Here is a 22,844-nt window from a genome sequence, read left to right on the forward strand (position 1 = left end):
GAGGATGCTAAATGTTTCAATATATCGACCCGTTCTTATGGCAACTCGTCATCGTCCCGTTTCTCACCATCGGCGGCGGTGTCGTGGTCGCCATGATCATGAAACGAATTTGGATCGGCCCTGTGGTGACGTTCTTGTTGAACGCCATCATCGAATTGACGTACTTTGCCGTCTATTATGACCACAGTCCGTTTGATGTCAGCCATCTCAGTTCGTGGAATGTCATCTTCCCGCTGATTTCGCTCTTGTTCTCGTTCATCTTCGTCGGATTGTTGAAAACAAAAAAATCTGCCTGATGTGTCGTGATTACTCGTTATAAGGAGGACTCTCCATGTTTCACTATATTGACCCGTATCTTTGGCAACTCGTGATCGTCCCAACGTTGACGATCGGAGTAGGGGTCGCCATCGCACTGCGCCTAAAGCGTTTGTCTATCGCTCCCTTGGTCACCCTGATTGCCTACTTGGGCATGGAGTGGTTCATGTATCGGGGCACCCTCTTCTTCTATACAAAGTGGTGGCTCCTTCCCCTTTTGGCATTGGGGATCACGTTCACGTTCATCGGAAAACGTCAGGTGGAGCATGCTTCGATCAAATGATCCTTGACAACGCATCTTCATCCCGTTAAAGTAACGATAACATTCATACGAACTCGCGATGAGAAAGAAGAGTAGCGCGAAGGGACGTCTCCAGAAAGCCGGTGGTCGATGCGAACCGGTGGCGTACCTTGCGTGAATGGGCTTTTGAGCGTTCAGACCGACATGTAGGCTCTGACGGGTCCTCCCGTTATCGGGGACAGCGAATGATGGTTCGCGATGAGTGGGAAGACAAGGCGTCTTTCAACGAAGGTGGCAACACGGGGAATCTCCTCGTCCTTCATGTCCGATTGGGCATGCGGGACGGGGAGATTTTTTGTTTGAGCGATTGGAGGTGGGCTGGTGACGTACCACGGATATACGCACCGCGGTCATCGTATACGAACAAGACGTGACCCTCTCGTTCGTGGATGAACTGAACGAGCGGATACGTTGTGAACTCTCCGTTCAAACGAGGCTTCGATTTTGTATAAAAATCTTGATAACAAATCGCCTCGAGAAGTGGTCGCACACGGATTGCGGACTTGTCCGCTACCGGCACCGTGAACATCCATAACAGTTCGTCATCGAACATGCACGATGTGGCGGTCGTCTTGAAGCGCACCGATTTGTCCCGGATGTAACGGAACAGACGGGTCGGTTTGACGGGCTGTCCATATACATGCCAAACGATCCGGATGGGGTCGCCCTCTTCGAACAACGCATCAAACAATTGCTGGGCATGACGAACGACAGCCTCAAAATATTCAAGATTTAATTCATCGGATTTGATACCAAGGTAAGGTGACAGCGTGTCCTCGAGTTCGATGTGCTCGATCAACGCTTCACCTGAAAATTGGTCAGGTCGTAAGACTGACATCGGCATATCCCCTTTCTACTATCCATTATAAGGAGGTTTTTTCAATGCAACAACGGACGATCAATGGTGACGAACTCACACCGGTGGCAATCTTCCACCGACTACAAGGTGAGCGAAAGGTATTACTCGAGAGTCGCGCGGAGGGCAAGCACGGTCGCTACTCCATCATCGCGGCGAACCCGGTCGAGACGATCCGAGTCGATGGGAACGACGTGACAGATGCAACGGGGACGTTCTATGCGGACGACCCGCTCCATGCCCTGTCAAAACGCATCACCCGTGACGACTTCACTGCCCCCTACCCATTCATCGGCGGTGCCGTCGGCTATATCGGCTACGACTTGCTTCGCGTATATGAACCAATCCCGAACACGCCGACCGTGACGCGTGATTTGCCGGACGCCCTCTTCCAGCGCTATGAGACGGTCGTCTTATACGACCACCTCGAGGAACAGGTCATCCTGATCGATACGAGTGAGACGGATGCGACCACGCGACTCGAGTCCATCCGGGAACAGCTCGAGACACCGGAGACGCACGCCCTCGAACCGGTCGTCCGGACGAGCGAGCGCATCTTGACACCGAAAGATGAATTTATTGACCGTGTGCTTCAGGCGAAAGAGGCCATCCTTGCGGGCGAGGTGTTCCAACTCGTCTTGTCGCAACGAATCGACGCGACGTTCACCGGGGACCCGTTCCACTTTTACCGGACGTTGCGGAAACAAAATCCGAGTCCGTACTTGTTCTACATCGACCTCGGGGAAGCGATCGTCCTCGGTGCTTCTCCTGAAAGTCTCGTCCGGGTCGAGAACGGCAAAGTGACGACGAACCCGATCGCCGGGACACGCCCTCGTGGAAAGACCGTCGAGGAAGACATGCGTCACGCAGAATCACTCCTTCAAGACGAGAAGGAACTCGCCGAGCATCGGATGCTCCTCGACCTCGGACGGAACGATATCGGGCGGGTCGCCAAAGTCGGCACGGTCACCATCCCGAAACACATCGAGCTCGAACGGTTCAAAAACGTGATGCATCTCGTCTCCGAAGTCGAAGGGGATTTACGTGACGATGTGACCCCAATCGATGCGCTCCGTGCCTGTCTTCCGGCCGGTACCGTGTCCGGAGCTCCAAAGATTCGGGCGATGCAGTTGATCGATAAGCTCGAGACGGTGAAACGGGAAGTCTATGCCGGGGCGGTCGGCTATCTCGACGTTCGGGGCGGATTCGACTTCGCCCTCGCCATCCGGACGATGGTCGTCCAAGGTGACACGGCCCATGTCCAAGCCGGCGCCGGCATCGTCTATGACTCAGACCCGGTGTCGGAATATGAAGAAACGCTGCACAAAGCCAAATCCCTTTTGGAGGTGTTCGCATGATTCTCCTCATCGATAACTACGATTCGTTCACATATAACGTCTATCAGGACGTCGCCCGCTTCAGTGACGTCTGCGTTATCCGGAACGATGAACATACGATAGAAGAAATCCGTCGTATGAACCCGAGTGGCATCATCCTTTCTCCTGGTCCCGGTGGTCCACAAGACGCCGGTGTCTCGCTCGCGGTCGTGCGACAATTGTCCGGTTACATCCCGATTCTCGGGGTCTGTCTCGGCCATCAGGTTATCGCCGAGGCGTTCGGCGGGGTCGTCGGTCGGGCGAACGAGGTGATGCATGGGAAAGTCTCACGGATCAATACGGTGCCAAGCGTCCTTTTCGAAGGATTGTCGATGGACGTCATGCGCTATCACTCGCTCGTCGTGCAAAAGACGGACCTGATTGTCACGGCGGAGACGACAGACGGTGTCATCATGGCACTCGAGCACCCGACGCATCCGACATACGGCGTCCAGTTCCATCCCGAGTCAATCGGGACCCCGGACGGACGTGGCATCTTCGAGCGCTTCGTCAAGTTGTGCACTCCCTCTTCCACCACACAACTGATTTAATTCTACCAAGATGAAGCATGTTCATTTCATTCAGATGGACTTGATTTATCTGACATTGACAAAGGAGAGAGTGACTTTTAACTTTTGTCAGTCTGTAAACTCAAAAGACTGCACCTTCCAATGCGAGGTGCAGTTCAATATGAATAAGCTCCTACAGTAGCCTAGTTTTCTTTAATTGCTGAATCAAATGAGCTATTATCACTCGCCCGTTCACTTGAAACTCTTGAGGATACTCATCTGGTTGAAAGATTTCCGCTCCATTCCGAATCCACTTTTCTCTGTAAACAGTCATAGCTTCTTCTCTCGATAAGAAGATTCCTTCAGTCATTTCCACATCGTCGTCATCACCAAATTGAAAACGGCAACAAGAACAAATTTCAAATGAAGGAAGGTTGTACTCATTGTAAGCCGGTTCTTCTAAACCATCATGACCACACACAGGACAGATATAATTCATTTGTTTCACCTCAAGATTCATCCCTTATCCCTGATTGAGACACATGCTTTTATTCCATCAACCTAAAAAGTCTTCCCGCTGAAAATCATGCTTGTCGATCTTGATGTTGTCACAGGCCACCCCGTTCGTCCGGAGCACCTGGATCGTTTCACGCAACAGCTCGTCACTACCGACGATGTAGAACAAGGCGTCCTTGTCGGATGCCATCCTCTCCACGCGTTCGTAATAGTCTTTCCGACTCGGCACGAACTCTGATGTGAAGCTTTCGTTCGATTCAAAGACGTCACCGAACAGATACGCCTTCGACGAATTGACGTTCAACGAATGGAGATGCGGGACACCTTCCCCGTTCGCCAAGTACTCGAGGACGACGGGACGGAATGTTGCGAGTCCGACCCCTGCCGATAAGAGATAGACGTTCTTCCCGCTCCGTTCGAGCGGGACGTTCGAATGTGTCTTGAACAAGGCGACCTTGTCCCCCGGTACCATGTCGCGCAGGATCGATTTGAACGTCGAGCATTCGGACTTGATGCGGGTTGTGATGCCGATTGCCCCTTCGTGCGGCAATGTCGATATTGACATATGGCGGACGAGACTTCGGTCCGGCTTGTCCCCGGCGTTGAACCCTTCGAGCGCGAGATGCGTATGCGCCCCTTCTTGCCACGTGAACTCAGGTGGCAAGGCGAGATGGAACGTGTATGTATCCGGTGCCTCGGCTACGACTTTAGTAATCGGTGTCCAGTCAATTTTCATGTGAATTCTCCTTTTCGTTAATACACCGCAATCGGCCCATACGGCCCTTCGATGATTTCCAGTTTCGTCTCAAAAATTTCGGATAAGATCTTCGCGTCCATGATCTCATCGACCGTTCCAAACGCAGCGATCTGTCCGTCTTTCATCGCACAGATGCGGTCCGAGTATTTCGCCGCGAAGTTGATATCGTGGAGCACCGTGACGATTGTCCGTCCGAACTCGTCGGCGACGTGGCGTAAATACTCCATCATCTGTACCGAACGGGCGATGTCTAAGTTGTTGAGCGGTTCATCGAGGAGGACGTATTCCGTCTCCTGACAGAGCACCATCGCCACGTAGGCACGCTGCCTTTGCCCTCCTGAGAGCTCGTCGAGATAGCGGTTCTCAAGCGCGGTCAAGTCGAGGAAGTCGATATATTTCGAGATGATGGCCTCGTCCTCTTTTGTGAGGCGCCCTTTCGAGTAAGGGAAACGCCCGAATCCGGCGAGTTGTCGGACCGTGAGCCGTGTCACGAAGTGATTCTCTTGACGCAGGATGGTGATGATTTTCGCCAAGTCTTTCGATTTCGTGCTCGACACGTCCATGCCGGCGACTTGGATCTGTCCCTCGTCTAGGTTGAGCAACCGTCCGATCATCATGAGCGTCGTCGATTTGCCTGCCCCGTTCGGCCCAATGAGTGAAGTGAACCCGGCTTTCGGGATGTCGAGCGTGAGCGGTCCGATGTGGACATCGTCTGTATACGATTTTTTGACTTGTTCGATTTGAATCATAGCGACCTCTTCCTTAGAATGACGGCCAAGAAGATGAGTCCGCCGAACAGTTCGATGATGACGGAGACGACACTTGGCGTCTGGAATATGTGATACATAAAGAAATATGCGCTCGTCAGGACGAAGAACCCTAGGGCGAACGCCATCGGAAAGACGTACTTATGGTCGTACGTCGAGGCGACCTGATAGCTGAGCGTCGCGACTAAGAATCCGAAGAACGTGAGCGGTCCGATGAGCGCCGTCGAGACGGACATGAGGAGTGAGATCAGGACGAGCGTGTAGATGACGCTCCTCCGATGATTCACCCCGAACGTCGTCGCGACGTCCTTGCCGAGTGCGACGATATTCAAGCGATTCGAGAACAGGAACAAGAGTGTCCCGGCGATGATGACGATGGGGATGACGATCGGAAAGTAGGCCACGTCGGCATTCGTCACCGAACCGAACAGTCGCGCCTGCAGGATATCGAACTCGGACGGGGCGAGCATTCGGCGCATGAACGATGACACCGAGTTCAGACCCGTCCCGATGATGATCCCGATGAGCAGCATGAGCTGCAGGTTAGCGTATTTCCCTGACAAGAGCCAACCGTAAAGGAGAAGACTCATCGTCACCATGAGGCCGACCTGTGTCAAGAAGGCGCTTGTCCCCGAGAAGCCGATCAACGCCCCTGCCCCGAAGAAGAAGACCATGCTCGTCTGAATCGTCGAATAGAGCGCGTCGAATCCAAGGAGCGATGGCGTGATGATACGGTTGTTCGTCACGGAGTGGAATGCGACCGTCGCAAGACTTTGACAGAGTGCCGCAATCAACATCGTGACGATGGCGACGATTCGCCGTTCCACGACCGGCACGAATGACGGAGAGTCCATCGGGACCGGATTGTTATAAAGGAGAAGCCCGAGCGCACACAACAGTCCGCCGAGAATGAAGGCACTTAAGAAGAGCCAATAGCGTTTGCTTGCCCGTTTCGATTGAAATGCCGAGGCGTGACGTTCTTCTCTCAATTCCCCGATTGATACGTCGACACCGTCTCGTTCCATGACCGTACTCATCGAACCCCTCCCTTCTTCCGTTGTCGTATCAAGATCATGATGAAGACGACTGCACCGACCGTCCCGAGAATCAGGGAGACCGGGAGCTCGAACGGCATGATGATCGTCCGTGAAATCAAGTCACTGACGAGAATCGCACCCATCCCGACAAGACAGACCCATGGCAGGTTGCTGCGCAAATCATCCCCGCGGAACATCGAGACGAGGTTCGGGACGATGAGTCCAAGGAACGGTAAATTCCCGATGACCGTCGCCACGACACCGACCGATAAGGCGATGAGCCCCGTCGCCATCATCATGAGCTGGTTATAGTTCACGCCGAGACTCGTCGCGATGTCTTCCCCTAACCCCGCGAGCGTCAAGCGATTCGCCAGTAAGAAGATGAGTACCGTCACGACGATGATGACCCATAGATACTCGTAGCGCCCGATTTGCACCGAGGCGAACGAACCGACGAACCAGCCCTCGATCGCCTGACTGGCTCGGAAGAACAGACCGAGGAACGTCGAGATAGCGGAGATGACCGCCCCTAACATGAGCCCGATGATCGGTACGATGAGCGATGAACGAAGTTTCACCGAACGTAAGAACCAGAAGAAGACCATCGTCCCGATGAACGAGAAGACGATCGCCCCGGTCATCCGCATCATGAGGCTCGGTGCTGGTACGAGTAAGTAAACGGTGAGCAGTCCGAGTCCCGCCCATTCGAGCGTCCCCGTCGTCGTCGGTTCGACGAGTCGGTTTTGCGTGATGAGCTGCATGACGAGCCCCGCCATCGCCATCGCCGCACCCGTCAGCATGAGGGCGACCGTCCGTGGGACTCGGGTGATCCAAAACATATCGAAGCCGTCTGTTCGTGACAAATCGTACACCCCGGTAAAGAGCGACAGCACCGCCAAACCGAGGACGATGATCACGGTGAACACGAACGACTTCGTCCACAATCTAGAAAAGGAGGGCTGAGACATCGTCTCAACCCTGGCTGTCAATGGTTTTTGCATAACGGAACCTTACTTCGCAAGCGCTTCCGTGACACTGTTGAAGAATTCCGCGTACGTTTGAATCGATTCGTTCAAGTACGTGTCTTTCGGTGCATAGACGATTTGCTCTTTCGACACAGCCGTCGTCTTTTGAAGCGCCGGTGCGTTGTCGATCACGTCTTCTGCTGGTACTGCGCCTTCTGCGTCACCGAGTGGTGCGTCACGGTCGAGAACGAACAACCAGTCTGGGTTGCTTTCTGCGATGGCTTCGACGGATACTTCGTCACCTTCGTGGTCACCTGTCTTCTTCTCGACTTCAAGGGCTGGGACCCATCCGAAGATGTCGTACATCGGTCCGAACACGCGTCCCGTTACCGGAGCTGAGAACCCGATGTCTCCACCCGATACGATGACCGACATGATTGTATCTTTTCCGTTGTATGCCGCTTTCGCGTCTTCAATCGACTTGTCGAGATCCGCGACGATGGCTTCGGCTTCTGTGTTTTTGTCAAAGATTTTTCCGAGTGTGAGCGTCGTGTCTGTCAATCCTTTGACTAAAATCTCACCCGGTGTACCTGAGTCTTCTGGGATCTCGATGTTCAAATCGATGACCGCTGCTTCTGGTACCAACTTTTTAATGTCCTCGTAGTAATCTGCGAAACGTTGACCGACGATGACGACGTCCGGGTCAACTCCTGCAATCGCCTCTAAGTTCGGCTCGAAGTGCATGCCGACGTCCGCGATGTCTTTGTCTGATGCATATGGCGACTCTGCTGGAAGGAGTCCGATCGGTGCCGCCACCAAGTCGATGTCCCATGCTGCCAATGTTTCGAACGTCCGGTTATCTAGGGCGACGACCTTCTCCGGGTTGACCGGTACCTCGATTGTGCCGTGTGCGTCTGTAATTTCGACCGTCTCTGTCTTTGTTGCGCCGTCGACGTTTTCTTCTTTCTTCGTCTCACTCGTTCCGCCACATGCGGCGAGTACGAAGACGAGCAACGTCAACATGAGTGAAATCTTGAATTTCCCCACTTCATCCATCTCCTCTGTATGTCAATTTCAATGATTCTCGCACCAAAAACGAGCCACGTTGGTTATGTATGTCTATTCTCACGTTCTCATTATCAGTGATAATGATTATCATTGTCGTTTTCATCAAGTAGCATAACAAACAAAATGTGGATACGCAATGCCAATTTGACAAGATTCGGATAGGAAAATTTTTCTTTCTATAGATGCACGCACAAAAAAAGAAAGTGGGAGGTCCACTTTCTCAAACGAAGTAATAGATGATGCCATCCGTAAAATAATCGAGAGCTTCAAGTAACGTGAAAAAGATTGATACGATCAAATAGATGATTCGTTCATCTCGTTCCAAGCGTCTCCAAATAAACAATAGGATAACCAATCCAATTGGTCCAAAAATCAGACAACCAATCAAGAATGGGACTACTTGAGCCACAAAAGGTAATTTTTTCTCGTTCTCAGTCATTTCACTCATGCCTCCGAGATCCCGTTCGCCAACAACAACAAGAAAGTCCAAATCGACAATGGGATCATCAATCCGATTGTCGCAAGAATGTAGCAAATCCACTTTCAGAATTACTCATTGTCATCACGATTTCGTTTTCGATTGAGAATGATGTACGTTACGAATAAGACGAACGTATACGTCGCTGAGAAAATCACGATGCTCAATAACCCGTTCGGTATGAATTTCCTGATGAAGAACAACGAAAACACGACCGAGAAAAACAAATACGGTCCTCGATCATCAGTCGGCGTGTCTCGCCAGTAAATGATCAAGATGAGAAGCGCGAGCGGGCCGCAAAGGGCATACAAAAAGAAAAACGGCGCGCGACGCATCAAAAATGGGGTTGTTTTAGGTTCGTCCATCTGACTCATGCCTCCGAGATCCCGTTCGCCAACAGCAACAGGAAAATCCAAATCGACAACGGAATCATCAACCCGATTGTCGTAAGTAGCGTGTAGATTTTAATGATTCGATCCTTCGTGAACAGTCCCCAAATCAACGTGGCGAACAAGGCGATGTCAATCGCGAGATATACCCAGATGACCGTCATCAAATCGAGGTTCGGAAACACTCGACCGTTCAAGGTGAGGAAGGTGATCACCGTCACGATAAAGAGTCCGAGCGTTGCGTATAGTGGTGCGTATCGCTTGTTCATACGAGCATCGCCCGCTTCCGTTTGACCATCTCAAGACAGCGGCGGACACACGTATCCACGTAGCCATCCAATTGATGCGGGAGGAACATCGTGTACGTCCCCTCTTCTGTCATCGTCGCGTCCCGCTCGACTTTCTCGATTAGTTCAACGAGCTTCGGATTTCCTTTCAAACGTTCAAAATTGAAATCCCCTAGTCGTTTCGACAGGCGAGCATTATACGCATCAAAGTCCGCATAATAAGCCGCCTGTTTTGACGGGTCCTGGGTGATGAGCTCTTTCAACCAACCTTTATAGAACCCTTGCAACCAGATCTCATCCGCGACGAGGTGCGCGTAATAGCCGAGTCGATACGAGAAGTCTTCCTCCTTGCTGTCAATCCAATATTGGGACAGATCCAAGCGACGAGATAAATCATCATGGCGTCCTGAGTAATAATGGGATGCCTCTTTTTCTGTCGTCGCATCCGGTGCGAGACTTCCGAGCAAAAATGCGACCTCATCCATCTCCGATAACGCTGGTAACATCTCGTTCGCGATGACGAGATGCATCAAATGTGAACCCATGTCACGTCCCCCTTTTCCCTGATTATTCCATCAACGTTCTATCTCGACAACCCCTTGCAAATTTTGATAGACTAACTTTACTGAACGGTAAGTAAAGTAAAGAGAGGTGTGATGGGATGAGTAAAAAACAATTGTTGCTACAGACAGCCGCCCAGATGATTCGAGAGGACGGGATCAGCCAGTTGTCGCTCGAACGATTGGCAACGAAAGCAGGAATCACGAAAGCCGGGGTCCTCTATCATTTCGACAATAAGGCCAACTTATTGCGACAGATGAACGAATTCGCCATCGAGACGTTCGAGAAACGAATCACCGCCCATCTATCGGACGGTCCATATTCGTTTACCCGTGCCTATGCACTGGCGACATTGGATGATGTCGATCACGGAGATATGGACCTCGTCGCCGTCTTCATCTCCTCACAAGAAGATGCGACGAGCGAGTCAATCTGGAGTGACGTGTCGACCGGTTGGGACGAGCGATTCGCTGTCGACGGACCGGACCAGGATGCGATTTTGAAACTTCGCCTTCTCTGTGACGGCTTTTGGTTCGCTGTCTTGTATGGGTATAGCGAATCATTCAAGGACCGTGCGGCGACACTCATTCGGGAAGCATGTGACGAGTTGCTTCAAGGAGGATTGTAATATGGGATTCATCTATTTGATTGGGGCCATCGCCTCGGAACTGTTCGGGTCGAGCATGTTGAAAGTGAACGCCACCTCGACGAGTCGACTCCCGATTCTCGGGGTCGCCTTCGGTTATGGGACGGCGTTTTATCTCTTATCACTTGCCCTCTTCACCATCCCGCTCAGCTTCGCGTATGCGTTTTGGAGCGGGGTTGGGACGGCACTCACGGCAGTGATCGGGTTCGTCGTCTTCCAGGAACAGATCAGTCGTCAAAAAATTGCAGGGATTGGGCTCGTCATCATCGGGCTCGTCTTGATGAAAGTGTGAGGTGAATCGGAATGAAAGCCTATCTTTTACTGTTCTTTTCTATCGGATTTGAGGTACTCGGGACATCGATGTTGAAACTGTCGGACGGATTCACGAATCTCGTGCCGAGCGCCATTCTATTGGTCAGTTTCGCCGCCTCGTTCACCCTCATGGGCATCGTGTTGAAGACAATCCCTCTCAGTATCGCCTATAGCATCTGGGCCGGACTCGGGACCGTGGCGACGGGACTCATCGGGGTGTTCGTGTACGGGGAAGTTCTCTCGGCATTGAACGGAATCGGTCTGTTGTTGATCGTCCTCGGCGTCATCGTGATGAATCAACGAAGAGAGGAAATCGTGACATGAACGAGTTGGCAAATCATCTTCAAACACTAGAAGAAGCGTTATTGACGACGGAAGTCAGGCAGTCGACGGAGCGATTGCGTGAACTGTTGGCCGACGACTTCTTTGAAATCGGTAGCTCGGGACGGTTGCTGTATCAAGACTGGGATCAAATGACACTCCAGCTCGACCCGATCGAGGCCGAGTTATCCGTATTCACGCTGCATCCGTTGACGGAAAGTCACGTCTTGGTGACGTACCGTCTCGTTCAACCGGTATTGAATCGCGAAACACGCCGCAGCTCGATATGGGTATTCGTGGACGGACGTTGGAAGATGCGGTTCCATCAAGGCACGGTCGTTCCACCAGAGGCAACTTGATTGCTGAACATCCTCGTCGAAGCACTCGATGCGTACGGACCGTATTTCTGTGGTTATGCGGCGGTACCAGGTGAACGGGTCGCCCTCGCCTATGTGAAGAGTGTCGAAGGCGCGCAGACCGGAAAGACGTACGAAGTGTATTAACCTTGAAGCATCTCTTCAGGAGGTGCTTTTTTCGTACCTTGCACTTTATTTTATCTCCCTCGTCCGGAAGATTCCGCTATACTCGGGGCATCTTATGCCCGAGAAAGGTTGAAGTTTCATGAAAGACAAAACGTTTCGCGCCCTTTATCATATCCCTCCTTCTTTCGTCGAACACCCACTCCAAAAGCGCGTCCTTCAGGCGATTGGTCGTCCTCAGGAATCGATGGTCGAGGTCATCTTCCGCGTCGGTGGGTTCGGCACGTATGATGTGAGTACGATCACCTTTTTTGAGCGAGGCACCGTCCTTCGTCACATCGAGCGGTCCGACCGATCGATCACCGAACCCTTTGAATTCGAATACTATGAGGGAGAGGAAGCCAAACAGATGCGTGTGGCGTTTCATCTGCTTGGCACGAATTGGTGGCCGACCGTTTTCGAAGAACTGGAAGGGGTACATACACTAGATGGCACACAGTGGAGCCTCAGCGTATACTCGAACGGGACACTCATTCACGAGCATCATGGCAGTAACGCCTACCCGTCCGAATGGGAGCAAGTGACTCGCCTGTTCGGTATTGAGTAATGAGATTCAAAAGGTATTAGACCATTTTAATCATATCTTGTATATTGCAATCATTTTTCAAATGATTCATATACAATGTATTAAAAAAGAATTGAGGATAAGGTCATGTGGAAAAACAAAAAAGTCATATACATTACTGTCCCCTTCGCTTTTCTTGTACTTTGGATAACATATTCAATCAATCAGCCTCCAAAATGGTTCGGACAATCCACGGATGGTAAATGGGAAGCGGACTTCAACAGTGAAGTGACTTCTCCAAAAGGGTATTGGAGCGGAAGAATCTATTCTGAAGAGGACCACCGAGTTGAGGTCCAAACAATTGCTTTGAGTAAAAATGGTAAACTCATTCACGATTTAGATGTCAATGAAACCGTAACGAAGAACCAAGAAATTGAGTATCTATCTACAACCAAAACATTTTCTGATAAACAGGATGAATATGTCGTTCAAGTATCTTGGAAAGACTCTAGTGGCACTTATCAAGATGTAATCCACTTATCTCCTCAAACAAGATATTTTGTTTTGCCGAAAGTCTTATTCGGTTCTCACTTGTCTTACTAACTTTTAATACATAAGAAATGGCTGGATGAAGAAAATAAACCTTCATCCAGCCATTTCTATATCTCTCGTATTTCTATTTCCGATAGGTCAGTCCGATATACTGCATCTTCTCGTTGAACAAACGTGGGTACGCCAGATAGCCGACGAGCGTCGCCGAGATCGAGGCAGTCGTCAAAATCAAGAACAGGATCAAGAGTTGATACAAGACCGCTTCCATCGGGTCGGCTCCTCCGATGATGAGTCCGCTCATCATTCCCGGTAGCTGGACGAGTCCCATCGTCTTTTGGGCCTCGACGGTCGGGATCATACTCGTCCGAATCGCATTCTTCAAGCTGCGGTCGATGGCCACTTTCGGCGTTCCGCCGAGCGAGAGAATGAGTTCGATGACATCGTCACTCCGCTCGACCTCGTCTTTGAACTTATTCAAGAACAGAAGCGACAACACCATGCTGTTCCCGATGACCATCCCGCTGATCGGAATGACTTTTTCCGGCTCGAATGGGATGATACCGAGCCCGAGCATGAGTCCCATCGTCAGCGCTTCAATCGTCACGAGCGTCAAGACGATGATCCACATGATGCCCGGAATGCCGTCCCCTTTCCGTCGGATGTTTTGTGTCGCGGCGACAATCATAAGTAAAATCATCAACAGCATGAAGATCGGACTGTCGCTCTCAAAGACGAACGTCAAGATATAGCCGATGATCAACAGTTGAATGATGGAGCGGACGGTCGCGATGATAATATCACGCTCGAGTCCAAGTCGTAGGACGAGTGTCAAGGCAAGCGGGATGACAACGAAGATGAGCGCCGTCGCGAGTTCAATATATGACATCAATCTTCCCCCCTGACGAATCGTTGGATGACGGGATTGTCCGACTCATCGATGAACGATGCGTCCCCAAATGCAAGTAGTTCCCCGTCCTTCAAGAACCACATGTCGTCACTCACCCGCCGTGCCTGGTCGAGGTCATGGGTGATCCAAATGACGGTCACACCGTATGATTGTTGCAGTTTTCGAATGAGTCGCTCGATTTCTTTCACTGTCCGGTAATCGAGGCTCGCCGTGATCTCATCAAGTAAAAGCACGTCCGGTTTATTGACGAGCGTCCGGGCGATGGCGACCCGACTCCGCTCCCCACCCGACAGTGATTTGATGGGTTGGTCGAGGAGCGCCTCACTTAAGTCGACGCGATGGAGCAATTCGGCAGCCCGATCGCGGTCAAGTGTCTCGTCGAAGATGGCTTTCGGGAGATTCAAGTTGTCGTACACCGTCCCTTGAATCATCGGCGCGCTTTGGAACGCCATCCCGATTTTCTTTCGTAGTTCGAGGATGTCCATCTCCGCGATGTCTTCCCCTTTAAAAAGAATCGTGCCCGTATCTGGTGACAGCAATCCGTTGATATGCTTCAGACACGTCGTCTTGCCGGCACCGCTCGGTCCGACGAACGTCGTGATTCGTCCTTCCCGAAACGTCCCGGACACATGGTGCAGGATGTCTTGATGACTCACATCTTTGAATTCAATGATTGACATGCTTCTCTCGCCTCCTGGTTCTAGTGTACAAAAAAGAGAGGATAAGGTGGTCAAGAATGCAGTCCGGAATCGGCTGTCCAAGAAAATCAATCATTAGCAGTTTACTGTTTCGGTATGTACATTTCTAAGGCATAAATGGTGGAGGAAGGATTTGAGTCATTTCTTCTTTCAATTCCTCTTTGAATCTATTCATTTCAAAATCATTCATATAAAAGATCAATTCACGTGGTTTACCTGTCTGGAAACGGAGCATGAACCTATAAAGAATCACCTCTTCACATTCAATTGTCATTCTAAAAATCGGTTCCACAGGATTGAGAATGAATTTGTTCAGTTCTCCGTCTAACATGAGCGCAATTTGTGAAATCAGATATTCATACTCCGATTTCATGAGTAAAGCACCATAAAAATGAAAACTCCCTCTCGATTCGACCGATAACGCTAACGTTGAAAAAATAAATGGATCGTCTTCCTTTTCTTCATATTTTCGAGGAAAGAGTTCAAAAAACAATCCAGCACGCTCTACAATCGCCATTCCTTACACCTTCTTTGCAAATAAAATCTATGCTAGACCATCTTTGTTATTACTGGAGAATCAGCGGATAGCACTTCAATCACATCATTTGATGTAAGAAAAACATAGTGTTCCACTTCAACTATGCCTTCATACCGCTCCAAAGATTCTTGGGCGAACCATTCCAGATAACTAGAATTTTTCATTTTGAATAACGTCCAATTCCCGTACTCAAGATGTGCATAATGCTGATGCAGATGCTCTAACATCCTCAATCGTGAACCCTCATCCGAGTTTCGATAAGAAATCAAAAGACCATCAAACAGAAATGAATATTTCTGCCCCTCGGTTTCGTCCCTTAAGATAATTCGCAAAGAATCTCCATCGTCCAATAGTGACTCTTTATACAGACGTGCCGACATAGACTCTAACGGATTCCATTTTTCCCATTCATTCATCTAGCTTCCCCCACTCGTCATTCATTCACTTGAATTTATTATCTTCGATCTTTTGAGAGAATTCCCAACCCTAACAGTAAGAGACCTAAAATTAACACACCAACAAATGTAGTTACGGTCATATTTCGTCACCTTTCGAATCATGTCATCTGTTACAACATTGGAGTTACATTTTGAAATCCATTGTCCGTATAATGCGTTCATTTCTTACTCATTTCCTTGATAAACATAGTCATCTCAGACCAAAATGAACATATTTCTTTTTGTTACAGGTTAAACGAACAAAGCGCTCGACCGTTTCCACACGAAACAGTCGGGCGCTTTTGTTAATTATACTCCCGTTCGATGACGAAGCTCGTCTTGTCTCCACGGAAGTAGGAGCGTGAGTATTCAATCGCTCGTCCCGACTCATCCTCTGTCACCGTCTCGATATGGAAGCACGGCGACCCGAGTGGACAGTCGAGGAGCGCACTCACCTTCTCGTCAGCTAAGGCAATCTCCAGTGCCTCTGTCGTCTTGGCGACATGAACGTCGTGAACCTCGGCGAGTGTGCGGAAGAGCGAATGCTCCGCCTGTTCCTTCGTGATCCCCGGTGCAATCTGCCACGGGATGAACGAGACCTCATACTGCGTCGGTTCCCCGTCCGCATGACGGATCCGCTCAATCTTCTGGATCGGGGCATTGTCTTCCGCTTCAAACACCGATGCGATTTGACCAGACGCCGAGATGACCGAGATGTCGATCAAGGCGACTTGCCCACGTTTTCCTTGGACGGCGAGCTGGGCCGCATAGTTGTTCGGCGTGTACGACAACGTTTGTTGGACTTTCTTCCCGGCTACGAACGTCCCGCGTCCTTGTTGACGGACTAGATAGCCTTCCATCGTCAACTGGTTAAGTGCGCCCCGTACCGTCGTCCGGCTCACATCGAACTCCTCGCAAAGCGCGTATTCGGTCGGAAATTTTTCCCCTTCTTTATAGTGCCCACTTTTGATGCGGGACAGCAGTTCATCCTTGATTGCGGTTTGGAGCGTCGATTGCGACATGTCTCCATCTCCTTTACGTTGGGTTGGTTCCTTTATTGTGATACAGCAAGCATACAAATGCAAATACAAAAACTTATTTGTATTATTTGTATTTTTTATATTGCTGAAAGTTGTATCATTTGTTATATTTGTTACGACAAAAAGAAATCGCTTTCAAAAGGAGGAGTTGGCACCATGGCAGTCAAGGTCGTCATCATCGGCGGTGGGTCCAGTTACACCCCGGAAATCATCGAAGGATTGATTGATCGACAGGCAACGTTCCCCGTTCGGGAGATCGTGCTCGTCGATATCGAAGAAGGGAGGGAGAAATTAGAGATCGTCGGTCGTCTCGCCAAGCGGATGATTGAGAAGGCAAAGGCCGAGATCACACTCAGTTGGACGCTCGACCGAAGAGCCGCACTCGTCGGCGCAGATTTTGTATCCACACAGATTCGGGTCGGTGGACTCAAGGCACGTGCGCTCGATGAACGCATCCCGCTCAAGCATGGCTTCATCGGGCAAGAGACGAACGGCGCAGGCGGATTATTCAAAGCGTTCCGTACCATCCCCGTCTTGATCGACTTGGCAAACGAAGTCGCCGAGATTTGTCCGGACGCCTGGCTCGTCAACTTCACCAATCCGGCGGGCATCGTCACCGAGGCCGTACTCAAGCACTCATCTCATAAGAAGGTCATCGGTGTCTGCAACATCCCGTTCAACATGCGAAACTCGGTCGCTGAGATCCTCGAGACGCCTGTCGAACGAGTCGCGATTGAATTTATCGGATTGAACCATTTCGTCTTCGGTCGTCACGTATGGGTCGACGGTGTGGACCGGACGAGTGACGTCCTCGCCTCGCTCAACGCAGGCAACGACTACTCGCCGGCGAACATTGTCGGGCTCGGTTGGAGCGAATCGTTCCTATCGTCACTCGGCATGTTACCGAACCCGTATCATCAGTATTACTTCCAGACGAAAGATGTATTGAAGAAAGACCTCGAGGCGTACGAACAAAACGGCACCCGTGCCGAAGTCGTGCAACAAGTCGAGGCACAGTTGTTCGAGAAGTACAAAGACGTCGATCTCGCCGTCAAACCGGAAGAGCTTGAAAAACGTGGAGGCGCCTACTATTCAGACGCCGCCTGCAACTTGATGGACTCGATTCACAACGACCGCGGTGACATCCAGACGGTCAACACGCTCAATAACGGCACGATTCGGGATTTACCAGACGACGCGGTCATCGAAGTGAACGCCGTCATCACGAAGTCGGGGCCTCGCCCCATCTCCATCGGCGCGTTGCCGCTGCCGATCCGTGGGCTCATCACGAACTTAAAAACGTTTGAACAGCTCGCCATCCAAGCGGCTGTATCTGGCACGTACGAGGACGCCTATCTTGCCTGCCTCATGAACCCGCTCATCCAGGACGAGAAACGGATCGACCCGCTTCTCAAAGAGCTGTTCACAGCGCACGAGGCGTACCTACCCCAATTCAAAAAGGAGGTTTACTCATGAACAAGTTTATTGAAATCGCGGGACGTATCGGGTCCCAAAGGCACTTAGTCGCCATCCGTGACGGATTCGTTTCCGTCATGCCACTCATCATCGTCGGGTCGCTCGCGGTCCTTATCAACAACTTCCCAGCCGTCAACATCGGTGGTCTCTCACTCGACTTCGTCGGATCAATGAACAGTATGTTTGGCGAAGGCAACTGGCAAGGACTCGGTGGTAGTATTTGGAACGCGTCCTTCGCGATACTCGGGCTCCTGATCGCCTTCTCCATCGGGTATAACTTGGCCCGTTCATACGGGATTGACGGGCTCGCGGCGGGGATTTTGTCGCTCGCTTCGTATATCATGCTCGTACCGGTCACTGCTGACTGGGGTCTCAACTTCGCATGGCTCGGCGCACAAGGACTCTTCGTCGCTATCATCGTATCGATTGTCGTCACAGAAATGTTCCGCTACCTCATCAATACGAAACTGACGATCAAGATGCCAGAAGGTGTACCAGGTGGGGTCACACGTTCATTCCAAGCGCTCATCCCATCAATGATTATCTTGACGGTCGTCGCAGGATTCCAGCTCTTCATGACGCTCGTCGTCGAACTCAGTGTATTTGAAGTCATCTTTAAAGCGATCCAACAACCGCTCCAAGGATTCGGTGACTCACTCCCGGCTGCCTTACTGATCGCCTTCTTGAACCACATCCTTTGGTTCTTCGGGCTTCACGGGACGAACATCATCGGCTCGGTCATCGAACCGGTCTATCTCCCGCTCATCGAGCAAAACTTGGCTGCCTTCCAAGCTGGAACGTCAGCGTTTGATGTACCGTACACAGTCACAAAACCGTTCTTGGATGCGTTCGTCTTCATGGGTGGATCGGGTACGACGTTCGCGCTCTTACTCGCGATCTTCATCGTCGTCCGCAAACAACGGAATCACCCGTATCACCAAGTCGCAAAACTGTCGACACCAGCCAGTCTCTTTAATATCAACGAACCGGTCATCTTCGGTCTTCCGATTGTATTGAACCCGATCATGCTCGTACCGTTCATCTTAGTGCCGGTCACGCTCACCATCGTCTCTTATGTCGCGCTCTCGACAGGCATGGTTCCGAAGACAGTCGCCATCGTCCCTTGGACAACGCCACCGATCATTAGCGGCTATTTGGTCACAGGCGGTAGCGTCCGCGGCGTCTTGCTCCAAATCGTCAACTTGTCGATTGCGACAGCGATGTATATTCCATTCGTCATGGCAGGAGCGAAGGCGATGACAGCCGAAATCAATAAAAACAAATCTGCTACTGAGGAAGGAGAAAAGATTTCGTGAAAACCGAAACCATCCAAGAACTCTCGTTTATGATGATCTTACATGCCGGAAACGCACGCTCCTCTGCATTCGAGGCCATCGCTGCCGCGAAACGCGGTGAAGCGGACGAAGCGGCGGCAAAGTTGAAAGAAGCCGATGCGGCCTTCTTGGACGCACACAAGCTACAAACGGAGCTGTTACAAGAAGAGGCACGGGGGACGACGAGCGACATGAGCGTCCTCCTCGTCCACGCACAAGACCACCTCATGACGGCGATGACCGTGAAAGAGCTCGCCGTCGAAATGATTGACATGATCACCCGTTTGAATCGATTGGAGGAAACGACATGAACATCTTACTCGTCTGCTCGGCAGGAATGTCGACATCGATCTTAGTGGAAAAAATGCGGAAAGAAGCCGCTGCACGCGGACTCGACGCATCCATTGACGCGATCCCCGAGTCGCGCTTGAAAGAACAATCGAACGTCGACGTCATTTTGATCGGACCCCAAGTCCGTTACCTCGAAGGCAAAATCAAGTCGTCCGTCGACGTACCGGTCGCGGTCATCGATAACATGGCGTACGGGATGATGAAAGGTGACCTGGTCCTCGACCAGGCACTCGGTCTCGTCAATGCCTAAAACGTTCGTCCTCGTCAACGCTGATGATTTCGGATTGACGACAGGTGTGAACGCCGGCACCTTGGAGAGTCATCTGAATGGAATCGTCAATTCGGCGACGATGATCATGAACGGGTATGCCGTCGAGGAAGCGGTCCGACTCGCGAAACAACATTCGTCGCTCCGCGTCGGGGTCCATCTCGTCTTATCTTGGGGCAAACCGCTCGCCGACACGAGCGCCCCTCTCACGAAAGAAGACGGCACGTTCCGCTACACAAGCCGTTTCTTGACTGAAGACTCACCTGACCCGGAGCTCGTCTATCTCGAGTGGAAAGCCCAAATCGAGGCGTTCCTTGCGACCGGACTTCCGCTCGACCATCTCGACAGCCACCATCACATTCACGGTTGGCCGGTTCTGCACGACATCATCATTCGTCTCGCTGAAGAATATGACACGACGTTTCGGGCCTTAACGACGCTCGGGTCACGCCGAGACTTGTGGGTGACCGAACGGTTCAGTGATCAGTTCTATGCGGACGGTGTCTCCCATGCGACGCTCGACGCCATCGAACCAGGTGGATCCATCGAAGTGATGGTCCATCCGGCCGACCTCGATGATTGTCTTCCGAGCGTCACGTCTTACCTCGAGCCACGCCTCCTCGAAAAACAGGTGTTGGTCGACTATGAACGCCCCGACTGGTGGGCATGACAAAAGCGGGTTCCCTTTCACGGGGACCCGCTTTTTCATAGGTCGAACGCTTGTTGAATCTGCGCCGCCGTCTCTTCCGGACTTAAGTTCGTGTTATCGATCCGAAGATAGTGCTCGACGTCTAATTCCCCCGGACGTGAGTTCAAGCGATACATCGTTGCCGTCTGCTTCAGTTCTGCCTCGGACCAAGCGATGTCACGCTTCGACGGTTTATGGGCAAGACGGTTCTCCGTCGTATTGCGCGCGAGGCGCTCTTCCATCTCGGCCTCGAGCTCGACGTAATAGATGTCCGCCCCGTGTGACTCGAACAAATCCGTCACTTTCTTCACGTAATCCCAGTCTTCCTGCATGTCAAACGCCCAGACGAACGTGAAAATCATGCCGGGTAGATCACTCTTGGCGACCGATTCGAACAGTTCTTGACGAAAGTGTTGGACGAGTCGCTTCCCTTCCGGCGTCCCGTAATTGAAGAACGGTCCGACGAGGTCGATCGTCATGTGATTATGGAATAATTTCAGTCCGGTTTTGTCGGCGAGCGCCTGCCCGACCGTCATCTTGCCGACGGCTTGCGGACCAAATAAGATGATGAATTTCATTGGATTTCCCCCTACATCTTTTGAAGATTTTATCATGTGACTTAAAATGTGTGACCCCTCCAAAATATTTGTTTACCTCTTTCCAAATGAAGGAATAAGCATAGCATCGAACTTTATGGAAAGAAGGTGCCCCTGTGACTTGTCCCCACTGCGGAAAGAAGACACGATCGAAAACGGTCTGTCCGACGTGTGGCCGCCGCTCACGTCGCACGATTTGGTTATTTGCCACCCCATTCGCTATCGCACTCATTGCCTTTGTCACCTTCATTGGAAACGCCTATTTCACGGACATGCTACGTTCGACCGACTCGCTCGCCGATCAGGTCAACTTGCCGATTGGGGAAGATACGGTCTCCGCTGACGAAGCGACACCGGTCGACTTCGCCGCACTACAAGATAGCCTCTTCACCGTCAGTTACGGGACGGGATTTTTGGTGAGTTCACGCGATGTCGTCACAGCGGCCTCGAATGTGGCTGGATTGACGAATATCATCATGTACCATGAAGGGCAGGCCGTCTCCGGTACCGTCGTCGGTCGGACGAAGCTCATCGCTGTCATTCGAATCGAAGAGACGGAGAACACACCGTACACCCTCACGCAAGCGATTGCAGCAGAGGATGAGACGTTGATCACATTGACGATGCAAGAACGAATCAACGGAACGGTCACATTCGCCGAGAACGGCTATAGCCGAAACTTTGAATTACCTCGTCATGCGTATGGCAGTCCACTCCTTTCAGCATCCGGGCGAGTCGTCGCCATCCATTTGCGAGGAATCGCCTTGCCGACCGCACTATTTGAGCAAGACATCCGGACGTTCATCGCAAAAGATGCACCGGCACCGCCACCTATCGAACTCGCACCGGTCGAACCGATCAAACCAGATTTGACAGAAGAACCGGTCGTCGTTCCGGAAGCACCCCCTATTCCCGAGGCGCAACCTGAAATCCCACCGGCCACTGAACCGGAGGCGCCGGTCGAGGAAGAAGTCGAAGAGGAAGTTGTGGAAGAGCCCGAACCGACGACACCGGAAGTGACGCCGGAAGAGCCTGCGGAACCGCCAAGTGAACCAGAGGAACCGACGGACCCACCGGAAACGGAAGAGCCGATTGAAGACGATCCCCCGGTGACGGAGCCGGAGGAACCGACCGAACCGGAAGAGCCAACGGAACCAGAAGAACCGACGACACTCGAACCAGACGGGGATGAGGACTCCATCGTCGAAGACGATCCAGAAGAACCGATTGAAGAGGAAAACGACACGAGCACCCCATCCGAATGATGGAGTGCTCGTTATTCGTCACGTGTGAAGCGTCGTTGGAGATTGCCGAGCACCGCTCCTAATACCAGAAGCAGAATCGACAGCGCCCAGAACGGGAGCGCATCTTGCAACAACCAGACGACGAGGGCACTGAAGCCGACGACGGCTCCGAGCCATAGAAAGTTCCGTTGTCCCATGTCATTCACCTCG

General features: G+C 51.5%; 34 protein-coding genes, 1 pseudogene and 1 other annotated feature. Of the genes and pseudogenes, 17 read left to right on the forward strand and 18 right to left on the reverse strand.

The window, feature by feature from the left end:
* The first annotated feature begins 11 nt into the window (after nucleotides 1-11).
* Nucleotides 12-296 (forward strand): hypothetical protein, encoded by a 285-nt coding sequence (locus BV910_RS12005; RefSeq protein WP_078147504.1) that lies wholly within the window; start codon nucleotides 12-14, stop codon nucleotides 294-296.
* A gap of 35 nt (nucleotides 297-331) precedes the next feature.
* Complete coding sequence (locus tag BV910_RS12010) at nucleotides 332-598, forward strand: hypothetical protein (protein WP_078147505.1); 267 nt, start codon at nucleotides 332-334, stop codon at nucleotides 596-598.
* A 49-nt stretch (nucleotides 599-647) separates the two neighbouring features.
* Nucleotides 648-879 (forward strand) — a binding site (T-box leader).
* On the opposite strand, the gene BV910_RS12015 is transcribed toward BV910_RS12010, so the two are convergent.
* A complete protein-coding gene (locus BV910_RS12015; protein ID WP_078147506.1) occupies nucleotides 876-1,454 on the reverse strand; it encodes a DUF3885 domain-containing protein in 579 nt (192 codons plus the stop codon). Its footprint overlaps the feature before it by 4 nt.
* A gap of 44 nt (nucleotides 1,455-1,498) precedes the next feature.
* Here BV910_RS12015 and trpE point away from each other — a divergent pair, with 44 nt between their 5' ends.
* Complete coding sequence (gene trpE / locus BV910_RS12020) at nucleotides 1,499-2,830, forward strand: anthranilate synthase component I (RefSeq protein WP_078147507.1); 1,332 nt, start codon at nucleotides 1,499-1,501, stop codon at nucleotides 2,828-2,830.
* A complete protein-coding gene (locus tag BV910_RS12025) occupies nucleotides 2,827-3,399 on the forward strand; it encodes an anthranilate synthase component II (RefSeq protein ID WP_078147508.1) in 573 nt (190 codons plus the stop codon). Before trpE ends, BV910_RS12025 begins: the two co-directional genes overlap by 4 nt.
* 151 nt (nucleotides 3,400-3,550) lie before the next feature.
* On the opposite strand, the gene BV910_RS12030 is transcribed toward BV910_RS12025, so the two are convergent.
* The 10 genes from BV910_RS12030 to BV910_RS12075 form a co-directional block, all read right to left on the reverse strand.
* Nucleotides 3,551-3,856, reverse strand: a complete 306-nt coding sequence (locus BV910_RS12030; protein ID WP_078147948.1) for a hypothetical protein — start codon at nucleotides 3,854-3,856, stop codon at nucleotides 3,551-3,553.
* Between the two features lie 57 nt (nucleotides 3,857-3,913).
* A complete protein-coding gene (locus BV910_RS12035; RefSeq protein WP_078147509.1) occupies nucleotides 3,914-4,609 on the reverse strand; it encodes a ferredoxin--NADP reductase in 696 nt (231 codons plus the stop codon).
* Between the two features lie 17 nt (nucleotides 4,610-4,626).
* A complete protein-coding gene (locus tag BV910_RS12040) occupies nucleotides 4,627-5,379 on the reverse strand; it encodes an iron ABC transporter ATP-binding protein (RefSeq protein ID WP_031422518.1) in 753 nt (250 codons plus the stop codon).
* The gene (locus BV910_RS12045; RefSeq protein ID WP_078147510.1) at nucleotides 5,376-6,434 is read right to left on the reverse strand and encodes an iron chelate uptake ABC transporter family permease subunit; all 1,059 of its coding nucleotides are present in this window, start codon (nucleotides 6,432-6,434) and stop codon (nucleotides 5,376-5,378) included. The genes BV910_RS12040 and BV910_RS12045 overlap by 4 nt, the downstream gene beginning before the upstream one ends.
* Entirely contained in the window at nucleotides 6,431-7,435 is a 1,005-nt protein-coding gene (locus BV910_RS12050; protein ID WP_078147511.1) for an ABC transporter permease, read from the reverse strand. Before BV910_RS12050 ends, BV910_RS12045 begins: the two co-directional genes overlap by 4 nt.
* A 9-nt stretch (nucleotides 7,436-7,444) precedes the next feature.
* Nucleotides 7,445-8,455, reverse strand: a complete 1,011-nt coding sequence (locus tag BV910_RS12055) for a siderophore ABC transporter substrate-binding protein (protein ID WP_031422513.1) — start codon at nucleotides 8,453-8,455, stop codon at nucleotides 7,445-7,447.
* A 232-nt stretch (nucleotides 8,456-8,687) separates the two neighbouring features.
* The gene (locus BV910_RS12060; RefSeq protein WP_143404789.1) at nucleotides 8,688-8,915 is read right to left on the reverse strand and encodes a hypothetical protein; all 228 of its coding nucleotides are present in this window, start codon (nucleotides 8,913-8,915) and stop codon (nucleotides 8,688-8,690) included.
* A 101-nt stretch (nucleotides 8,916-9,016) separates the two neighbouring features.
* Nucleotides 9,017-9,310: a hypothetical protein gene (locus BV910_RS12065; protein ID WP_078147513.1), complete on the reverse strand. Its 294-nt coding sequence runs from the start codon at nucleotides 9,308-9,310 to the stop codon at nucleotides 9,017-9,019.
* Nucleotides 9,311-9,315: 5 nt separating this feature from the next.
* A complete protein-coding gene (locus tag BV910_RS12070) occupies nucleotides 9,316-9,603 on the reverse strand; it encodes a hypothetical protein (RefSeq protein ID WP_078147514.1) in 288 nt (95 codons plus the stop codon).
* Nucleotides 9,600-10,166: a zinc dependent phospholipase C family protein gene (locus BV910_RS12075; RefSeq protein WP_078147515.1), complete on the reverse strand. Its 567-nt coding sequence runs from the start codon at nucleotides 10,164-10,166 to the stop codon at nucleotides 9,600-9,602. Before BV910_RS12075 ends, BV910_RS12070 begins: the two co-directional genes overlap by 4 nt.
* A gap of 116 nt (nucleotides 10,167-10,282) precedes the next feature.
* Here BV910_RS12075 and BV910_RS12080 point away from each other — a divergent pair, with 116 nt between their 5' ends.
* The 7 genes and pseudogenes from BV910_RS12080 (at nucleotide 10,283) to BV910_RS12110 (ending at nucleotide 13,108) form a co-directional block, all read left to right on the forward strand.
* A complete protein-coding gene (locus BV910_RS12080; RefSeq protein ID WP_074035977.1) occupies nucleotides 10,283-10,810 on the forward strand; it encodes a TetR/AcrR family transcriptional regulator in 528 nt (175 codons plus the stop codon).
* Nucleotide 10,811: 1 nt separating this feature from the next.
* On the forward strand, nucleotides 10,812-11,120 hold the full coding sequence (locus BV910_RS12085) for a DMT family transporter (RefSeq protein ID WP_078147516.1): 309 nt from the start codon (nucleotides 10,812-10,814) through the stop codon (nucleotides 11,118-11,120).
* Between the two features lie 11 nt (nucleotides 11,121-11,131).
* Nucleotides 11,132-11,464 (forward strand): DMT family transporter, encoded by a 333-nt coding sequence (locus tag BV910_RS12090; RefSeq protein ID WP_078147517.1) that lies wholly within the window; start codon nucleotides 11,132-11,134, stop codon nucleotides 11,462-11,464.
* Nucleotides 11,461-11,820, forward strand: coding sequence for a nuclear transport factor 2 family protein (locus BV910_RS12095; RefSeq protein ID WP_078147518.1), 360 nt, complete (start codon nucleotides 11,461-11,463; stop codon nucleotides 11,818-11,820). Before BV910_RS12090 ends, BV910_RS12095 begins: the two co-directional genes overlap by 4 nt.
* 6 nt (nucleotides 11,821-11,826) lie before the next feature.
* Nucleotides 11,827-11,964: pseudogene (locus BV910_RS12100) on the forward strand (short chain dehydrogenase); the annotation flags it as partial.
* A 118-nt stretch (nucleotides 11,965-12,082) separates the two neighbouring features.
* On the forward strand, nucleotides 12,083-12,547 hold the full coding sequence (locus BV910_RS12105) for a hypothetical protein (protein ID WP_078147519.1): 465 nt from the start codon (nucleotides 12,083-12,085) through the stop codon (nucleotides 12,545-12,547).
* 105 nt (nucleotides 12,548-12,652) lie between these two features.
* Entirely contained in the window at nucleotides 12,653-13,108 is a 456-nt protein-coding gene (locus BV910_RS12110) for a hypothetical protein (RefSeq protein WP_078147520.1), read from the forward strand.
* Nucleotides 13,109-13,181: 73 nt separating this feature from the next.
* On the opposite strand, the gene BV910_RS12115 is transcribed toward BV910_RS12110, so the two are convergent.
* The 5 genes from BV910_RS12115 to BV910_RS12135 all read right to left on the reverse strand — a co-directional run bounded on the left by BV910_RS12115 (nucleotide 13,182) and on the right by BV910_RS12135 (nucleotide 16,659).
* Complete coding sequence (locus BV910_RS12115; RefSeq protein WP_078147521.1) at nucleotides 13,182-13,943, reverse strand: ABC transporter permease; 762 nt, start codon at nucleotides 13,941-13,943, stop codon at nucleotides 13,182-13,184.
* A complete protein-coding gene (locus tag BV910_RS12120) occupies nucleotides 13,943-14,644 on the reverse strand; it encodes an ABC transporter ATP-binding protein (protein ID WP_078147522.1) in 702 nt (233 codons plus the stop codon). The genes BV910_RS12115 and BV910_RS12120 overlap by 1 nt, the downstream gene beginning before the upstream one ends.
* Before the next feature lie 124 nt (nucleotides 14,645-14,768).
* On the reverse strand, nucleotides 14,769-15,179 hold the full coding sequence (locus tag BV910_RS12125; RefSeq protein ID WP_078147523.1) for a WapI family immunity protein: 411 nt from the start codon (nucleotides 15,177-15,179) through the stop codon (nucleotides 14,769-14,771).
* 32 nt (nucleotides 15,180-15,211) lie between these two features.
* On the reverse strand, nucleotides 15,212-15,616 hold the full coding sequence (locus BV910_RS12130) for a hypothetical protein (protein WP_078147524.1): 405 nt from the start codon (nucleotides 15,614-15,616) through the stop codon (nucleotides 15,212-15,214).
* Nucleotides 15,617-15,942: 326 nt separating this feature from the next.
* Nucleotides 15,943-16,659, reverse strand: coding sequence for a GntR family transcriptional regulator (locus BV910_RS12135; protein ID WP_078147525.1), 717 nt, complete (start codon nucleotides 16,657-16,659; stop codon nucleotides 15,943-15,945).
* A 174-nt stretch (nucleotides 16,660-16,833) separates the two neighbouring features.
* On the opposite strand from BV910_RS12135, the gene BV910_RS12140 reads away from it, so the two are divergent.
* Genes BV910_RS12140 through BV910_RS12160 form a run of 5 tightly spaced genes read left to right on the forward strand, consistent with a single transcriptional unit; the run spans nucleotide 16,834 to nucleotide 20,776 of the window.
* The gene (locus BV910_RS12140; RefSeq protein ID WP_078147526.1) at nucleotides 16,834-18,153 is read left to right on the forward strand and encodes a 6-phospho-beta-glucosidase; all 1,320 of its coding nucleotides are present in this window, start codon (nucleotides 16,834-16,836) and stop codon (nucleotides 18,151-18,153) included.
* Entirely contained in the window at nucleotides 18,150-19,469 is a 1,320-nt protein-coding gene (locus tag BV910_RS12145) for a PTS sugar transporter subunit IIC (RefSeq protein WP_078147527.1), read from the forward strand. Before BV910_RS12140 ends, BV910_RS12145 begins: the two co-directional genes overlap by 4 nt.
* 29 nt (nucleotides 19,470-19,498) lie before the next feature.
* A complete protein-coding gene (locus BV910_RS12150) occupies nucleotides 19,499-19,798 on the forward strand; it encodes a PTS sugar transporter subunit IIA (protein ID WP_168169900.1) in 300 nt (99 codons plus the stop codon).
* Nucleotides 19,795-20,088 (forward strand): PTS sugar transporter subunit IIB, encoded by a 294-nt coding sequence (locus BV910_RS12155; RefSeq protein ID WP_012727190.1) that lies wholly within the window; start codon nucleotides 19,795-19,797, stop codon nucleotides 20,086-20,088. The genes BV910_RS12150 and BV910_RS12155 overlap by 4 nt, the downstream gene beginning before the upstream one ends.
* A complete protein-coding gene (locus tag BV910_RS12160) occupies nucleotides 20,045-20,776 on the forward strand; it encodes a carbohydrate deacetylase (RefSeq protein WP_240499852.1) in 732 nt (243 codons plus the stop codon). The genes BV910_RS12155 and BV910_RS12160 overlap by 44 nt, the downstream gene beginning before the upstream one ends.
* 35 nt (nucleotides 20,777-20,811) lie before the next feature.
* On the opposite strand, the gene BV910_RS12165 is transcribed toward BV910_RS12160, so the two are convergent.
* Complete coding sequence (locus tag BV910_RS12165; protein ID WP_078147530.1) at nucleotides 20,812-21,372, reverse strand: AAA family ATPase; 561 nt, start codon at nucleotides 21,370-21,372, stop codon at nucleotides 20,812-20,814.
* A gap of 134 nt (nucleotides 21,373-21,506) precedes the next feature.
* On the opposite strand from BV910_RS12165, the gene BV910_RS12170 reads away from it, so the two are divergent.
* Nucleotides 21,507-22,655, forward strand: a complete 1,149-nt coding sequence (locus tag BV910_RS12170; protein ID WP_078147531.1) for a hypothetical protein — start codon at nucleotides 21,507-21,509, stop codon at nucleotides 22,653-22,655.
* Nucleotides 22,656-22,666: 11 nt separating this feature from the next.
* Here the strand turns inward: BV910_RS12170 and BV910_RS14830 are convergent, their stop codons facing one another.
* Complete coding sequence (locus BV910_RS14830; RefSeq protein ID WP_168169867.1) at nucleotides 22,667-22,831, reverse strand: hypothetical protein; 165 nt, start codon at nucleotides 22,829-22,831, stop codon at nucleotides 22,667-22,669.
* Between the last annotated feature and the right edge of the window lie 13 nt (nucleotides 22,832-22,844).

The sequence above is a fragment of the Exiguobacterium sp. HVEsp1 genome, from assembly GCF_002009685.1.
GTDB classification, from domain to species: domain Bacteria; phylum Bacillota; class Bacilli; order Exiguobacteriales; family Exiguobacteriaceae; genus Exiguobacterium; species Exiguobacterium profundum.

Coding starts and splice junctions, on each gene's coding strand:
- BV910_RS12090 (WP_078147517.1), top strand. CDS start 11,132: ATGAAAGCCTATCTTTTACTGTTCTTTTCTATCGGATTTGAGGTACTC.
- BV910_RS12125 (WP_078147523.1), bottom strand. CDS start 15,179: ATGGCGATTGTAGAGCGTGCTGGATTGTTTTTTGAACTCTTTCCTCGA.
- BV910_RS12025 (WP_078147508.1), top strand. CDS start 2,827: ATGATTCTCCTCATCGATAACTACGATTCGTTCACATATAACGTCTAT.
- BV910_RS12115 (WP_078147521.1), bottom strand. CDS start 13,943: ATGTCATATATTGAACTCGCGACGGCGCTCATCTTCGTTGTCATCCCG.
- BV910_RS12155 (WP_012727190.1), top strand. CDS start 19,795: ATGAACATCTTACTCGTCTGCTCGGCAGGAATGTCGACATCGATCTTA.
- BV910_RS12030 (WP_078147948.1), bottom strand. CDS start 3,856: ATGAATTATATCTGTCCTGTGTGTGGTCATGATGGTTTAGAAGAACCG.
- BV910_RS12060 (WP_143404789.1), bottom strand. CDS start 8,915: ATGAGTGAAATGACTGAGAACGAGAAAAAATTACCTTTTGTGGCTCAA.
- BV910_RS12165 (WP_078147530.1), bottom strand. CDS start 21,372: ATGAAATTCATCATCTTATTTGGTCCGCAAGCCGTCGGCAAGATGACG.
- BV910_RS12075 (WP_078147515.1), bottom strand. CDS start 10,166: ATGGGTTCACATTTGATGCATCTCGTCATCGCGAACGAGATGTTACCA.
- trpE (WP_078147507.1), top strand. CDS start 1,499: ATGCAACAACGGACGATCAATGGTGACGAACTCACACCGGTGGCAATC.
- BV910_RS12070 (WP_078147514.1), bottom strand. CDS start 9,603: ATGAACAAGCGATACGCACCACTATACGCAACGCTCGGACTCTTTATC.
- BV910_RS12120 (WP_078147522.1), bottom strand. CDS start 14,644: ATGTCAATCATTGAATTCAAAGATGTGAGTCATCAAGACATCCTGCAC.
- BV910_RS12035 (WP_078147509.1), bottom strand. CDS start 4,609: ATGAAAATTGACTGGACACCGATTACTAAAGTCGTAGCCGAGGCACCG.
- BV910_RS12105 (WP_078147519.1), top strand. CDS start 12,083: ATGAAAGACAAAACGTTTCGCGCCCTTTATCATATCCCTCCTTCTTTC.
- BV910_RS12140 (WP_078147526.1), top strand. CDS start 16,834: ATGGCAGTCAAGGTCGTCATCATCGGCGGTGGGTCCAGTTACACCCCG.
- BV910_RS12135 (WP_078147525.1), bottom strand. CDS start 16,659: ATGTCGCAATCGACGCTCCAAACCGCAATCAAGGATGAACTGCTGTCC.
- BV910_RS12065 (WP_078147513.1), bottom strand. CDS start 9,310: ATGGACGAACCTAAAACAACCCCATTTTTGATGCGTCGCGCGCCGTTT.
- BV910_RS12085 (WP_078147516.1), top strand. CDS start 10,812: ATGGGATTCATCTATTTGATTGGGGCCATCGCCTCGGAACTGTTCGGG.
- BV910_RS12130 (WP_078147524.1), bottom strand. CDS start 15,616: ATGAATGAATGGGAAAAATGGAATCCGTTAGAGTCTATGTCGGCACGT.
- BV910_RS12110 (WP_078147520.1), top strand. CDS start 12,653: ATGTGGAAAAACAAAAAAGTCATATACATTACTGTCCCCTTCGCTTTT.
- BV910_RS12015 (WP_078147506.1), bottom strand. CDS start 1,454: ATGTCAGTCTTACGACCTGACCAATTTTCAGGTGAAGCGTTGATCGAG.
- BV910_RS14830 (WP_168169867.1), bottom strand. CDS start 22,831: ATGGGACAACGGAACTTTCTATGGCTCGGAGCCGTCGTCGGCTTCAGT.
- BV910_RS12040 (WP_031422518.1), bottom strand. CDS start 5,379: ATGATTCAAATCGAACAAGTCAAAAAATCGTATACAGACGATGTCCAC.
- BV910_RS12145 (WP_078147527.1), top strand. CDS start 18,150: ATGAACAAGTTTATTGAAATCGCGGGACGTATCGGGTCCCAAAGGCAC.
- BV910_RS12005 (WP_078147504.1), top strand. CDS start 12: ATGTTTCAATATATCGACCCGTTCTTATGGCAACTCGTCATCGTCCCG.
- BV910_RS12055 (WP_031422513.1), bottom strand. CDS start 8,455: ATGGATGAAGTGGGGAAATTCAAGATTTCACTCATGTTGACGTTGCTC.
- BV910_RS12080 (WP_074035977.1), top strand. CDS start 10,283: ATGAGTAAAAAACAATTGTTGCTACAGACAGCCGCCCAGATGATTCGA.
- BV910_RS12010 (WP_078147505.1), top strand. CDS start 332: ATGTTTCACTATATTGACCCGTATCTTTGGCAACTCGTGATCGTCCCA.
- BV910_RS12045 (WP_078147510.1), bottom strand. CDS start 6,434: ATGAGTACGGTCATGGAACGAGACGGTGTCGACGTATCAATCGGGGAA.
- BV910_RS12150 (WP_168169900.1), top strand. CDS start 19,499: ATGATGATCTTACATGCCGGAAACGCACGCTCCTCTGCATTCGAGGCC.
- BV910_RS12050 (WP_078147511.1), bottom strand. CDS start 7,435: ATGCAAAAACCATTGACAGCCAGGGTTGAGACGATGTCTCAGCCCTCC.
- BV910_RS12095 (WP_078147518.1), top strand. CDS start 11,461: ATGAACGAGTTGGCAAATCATCTTCAAACACTAGAAGAAGCGTTATTG.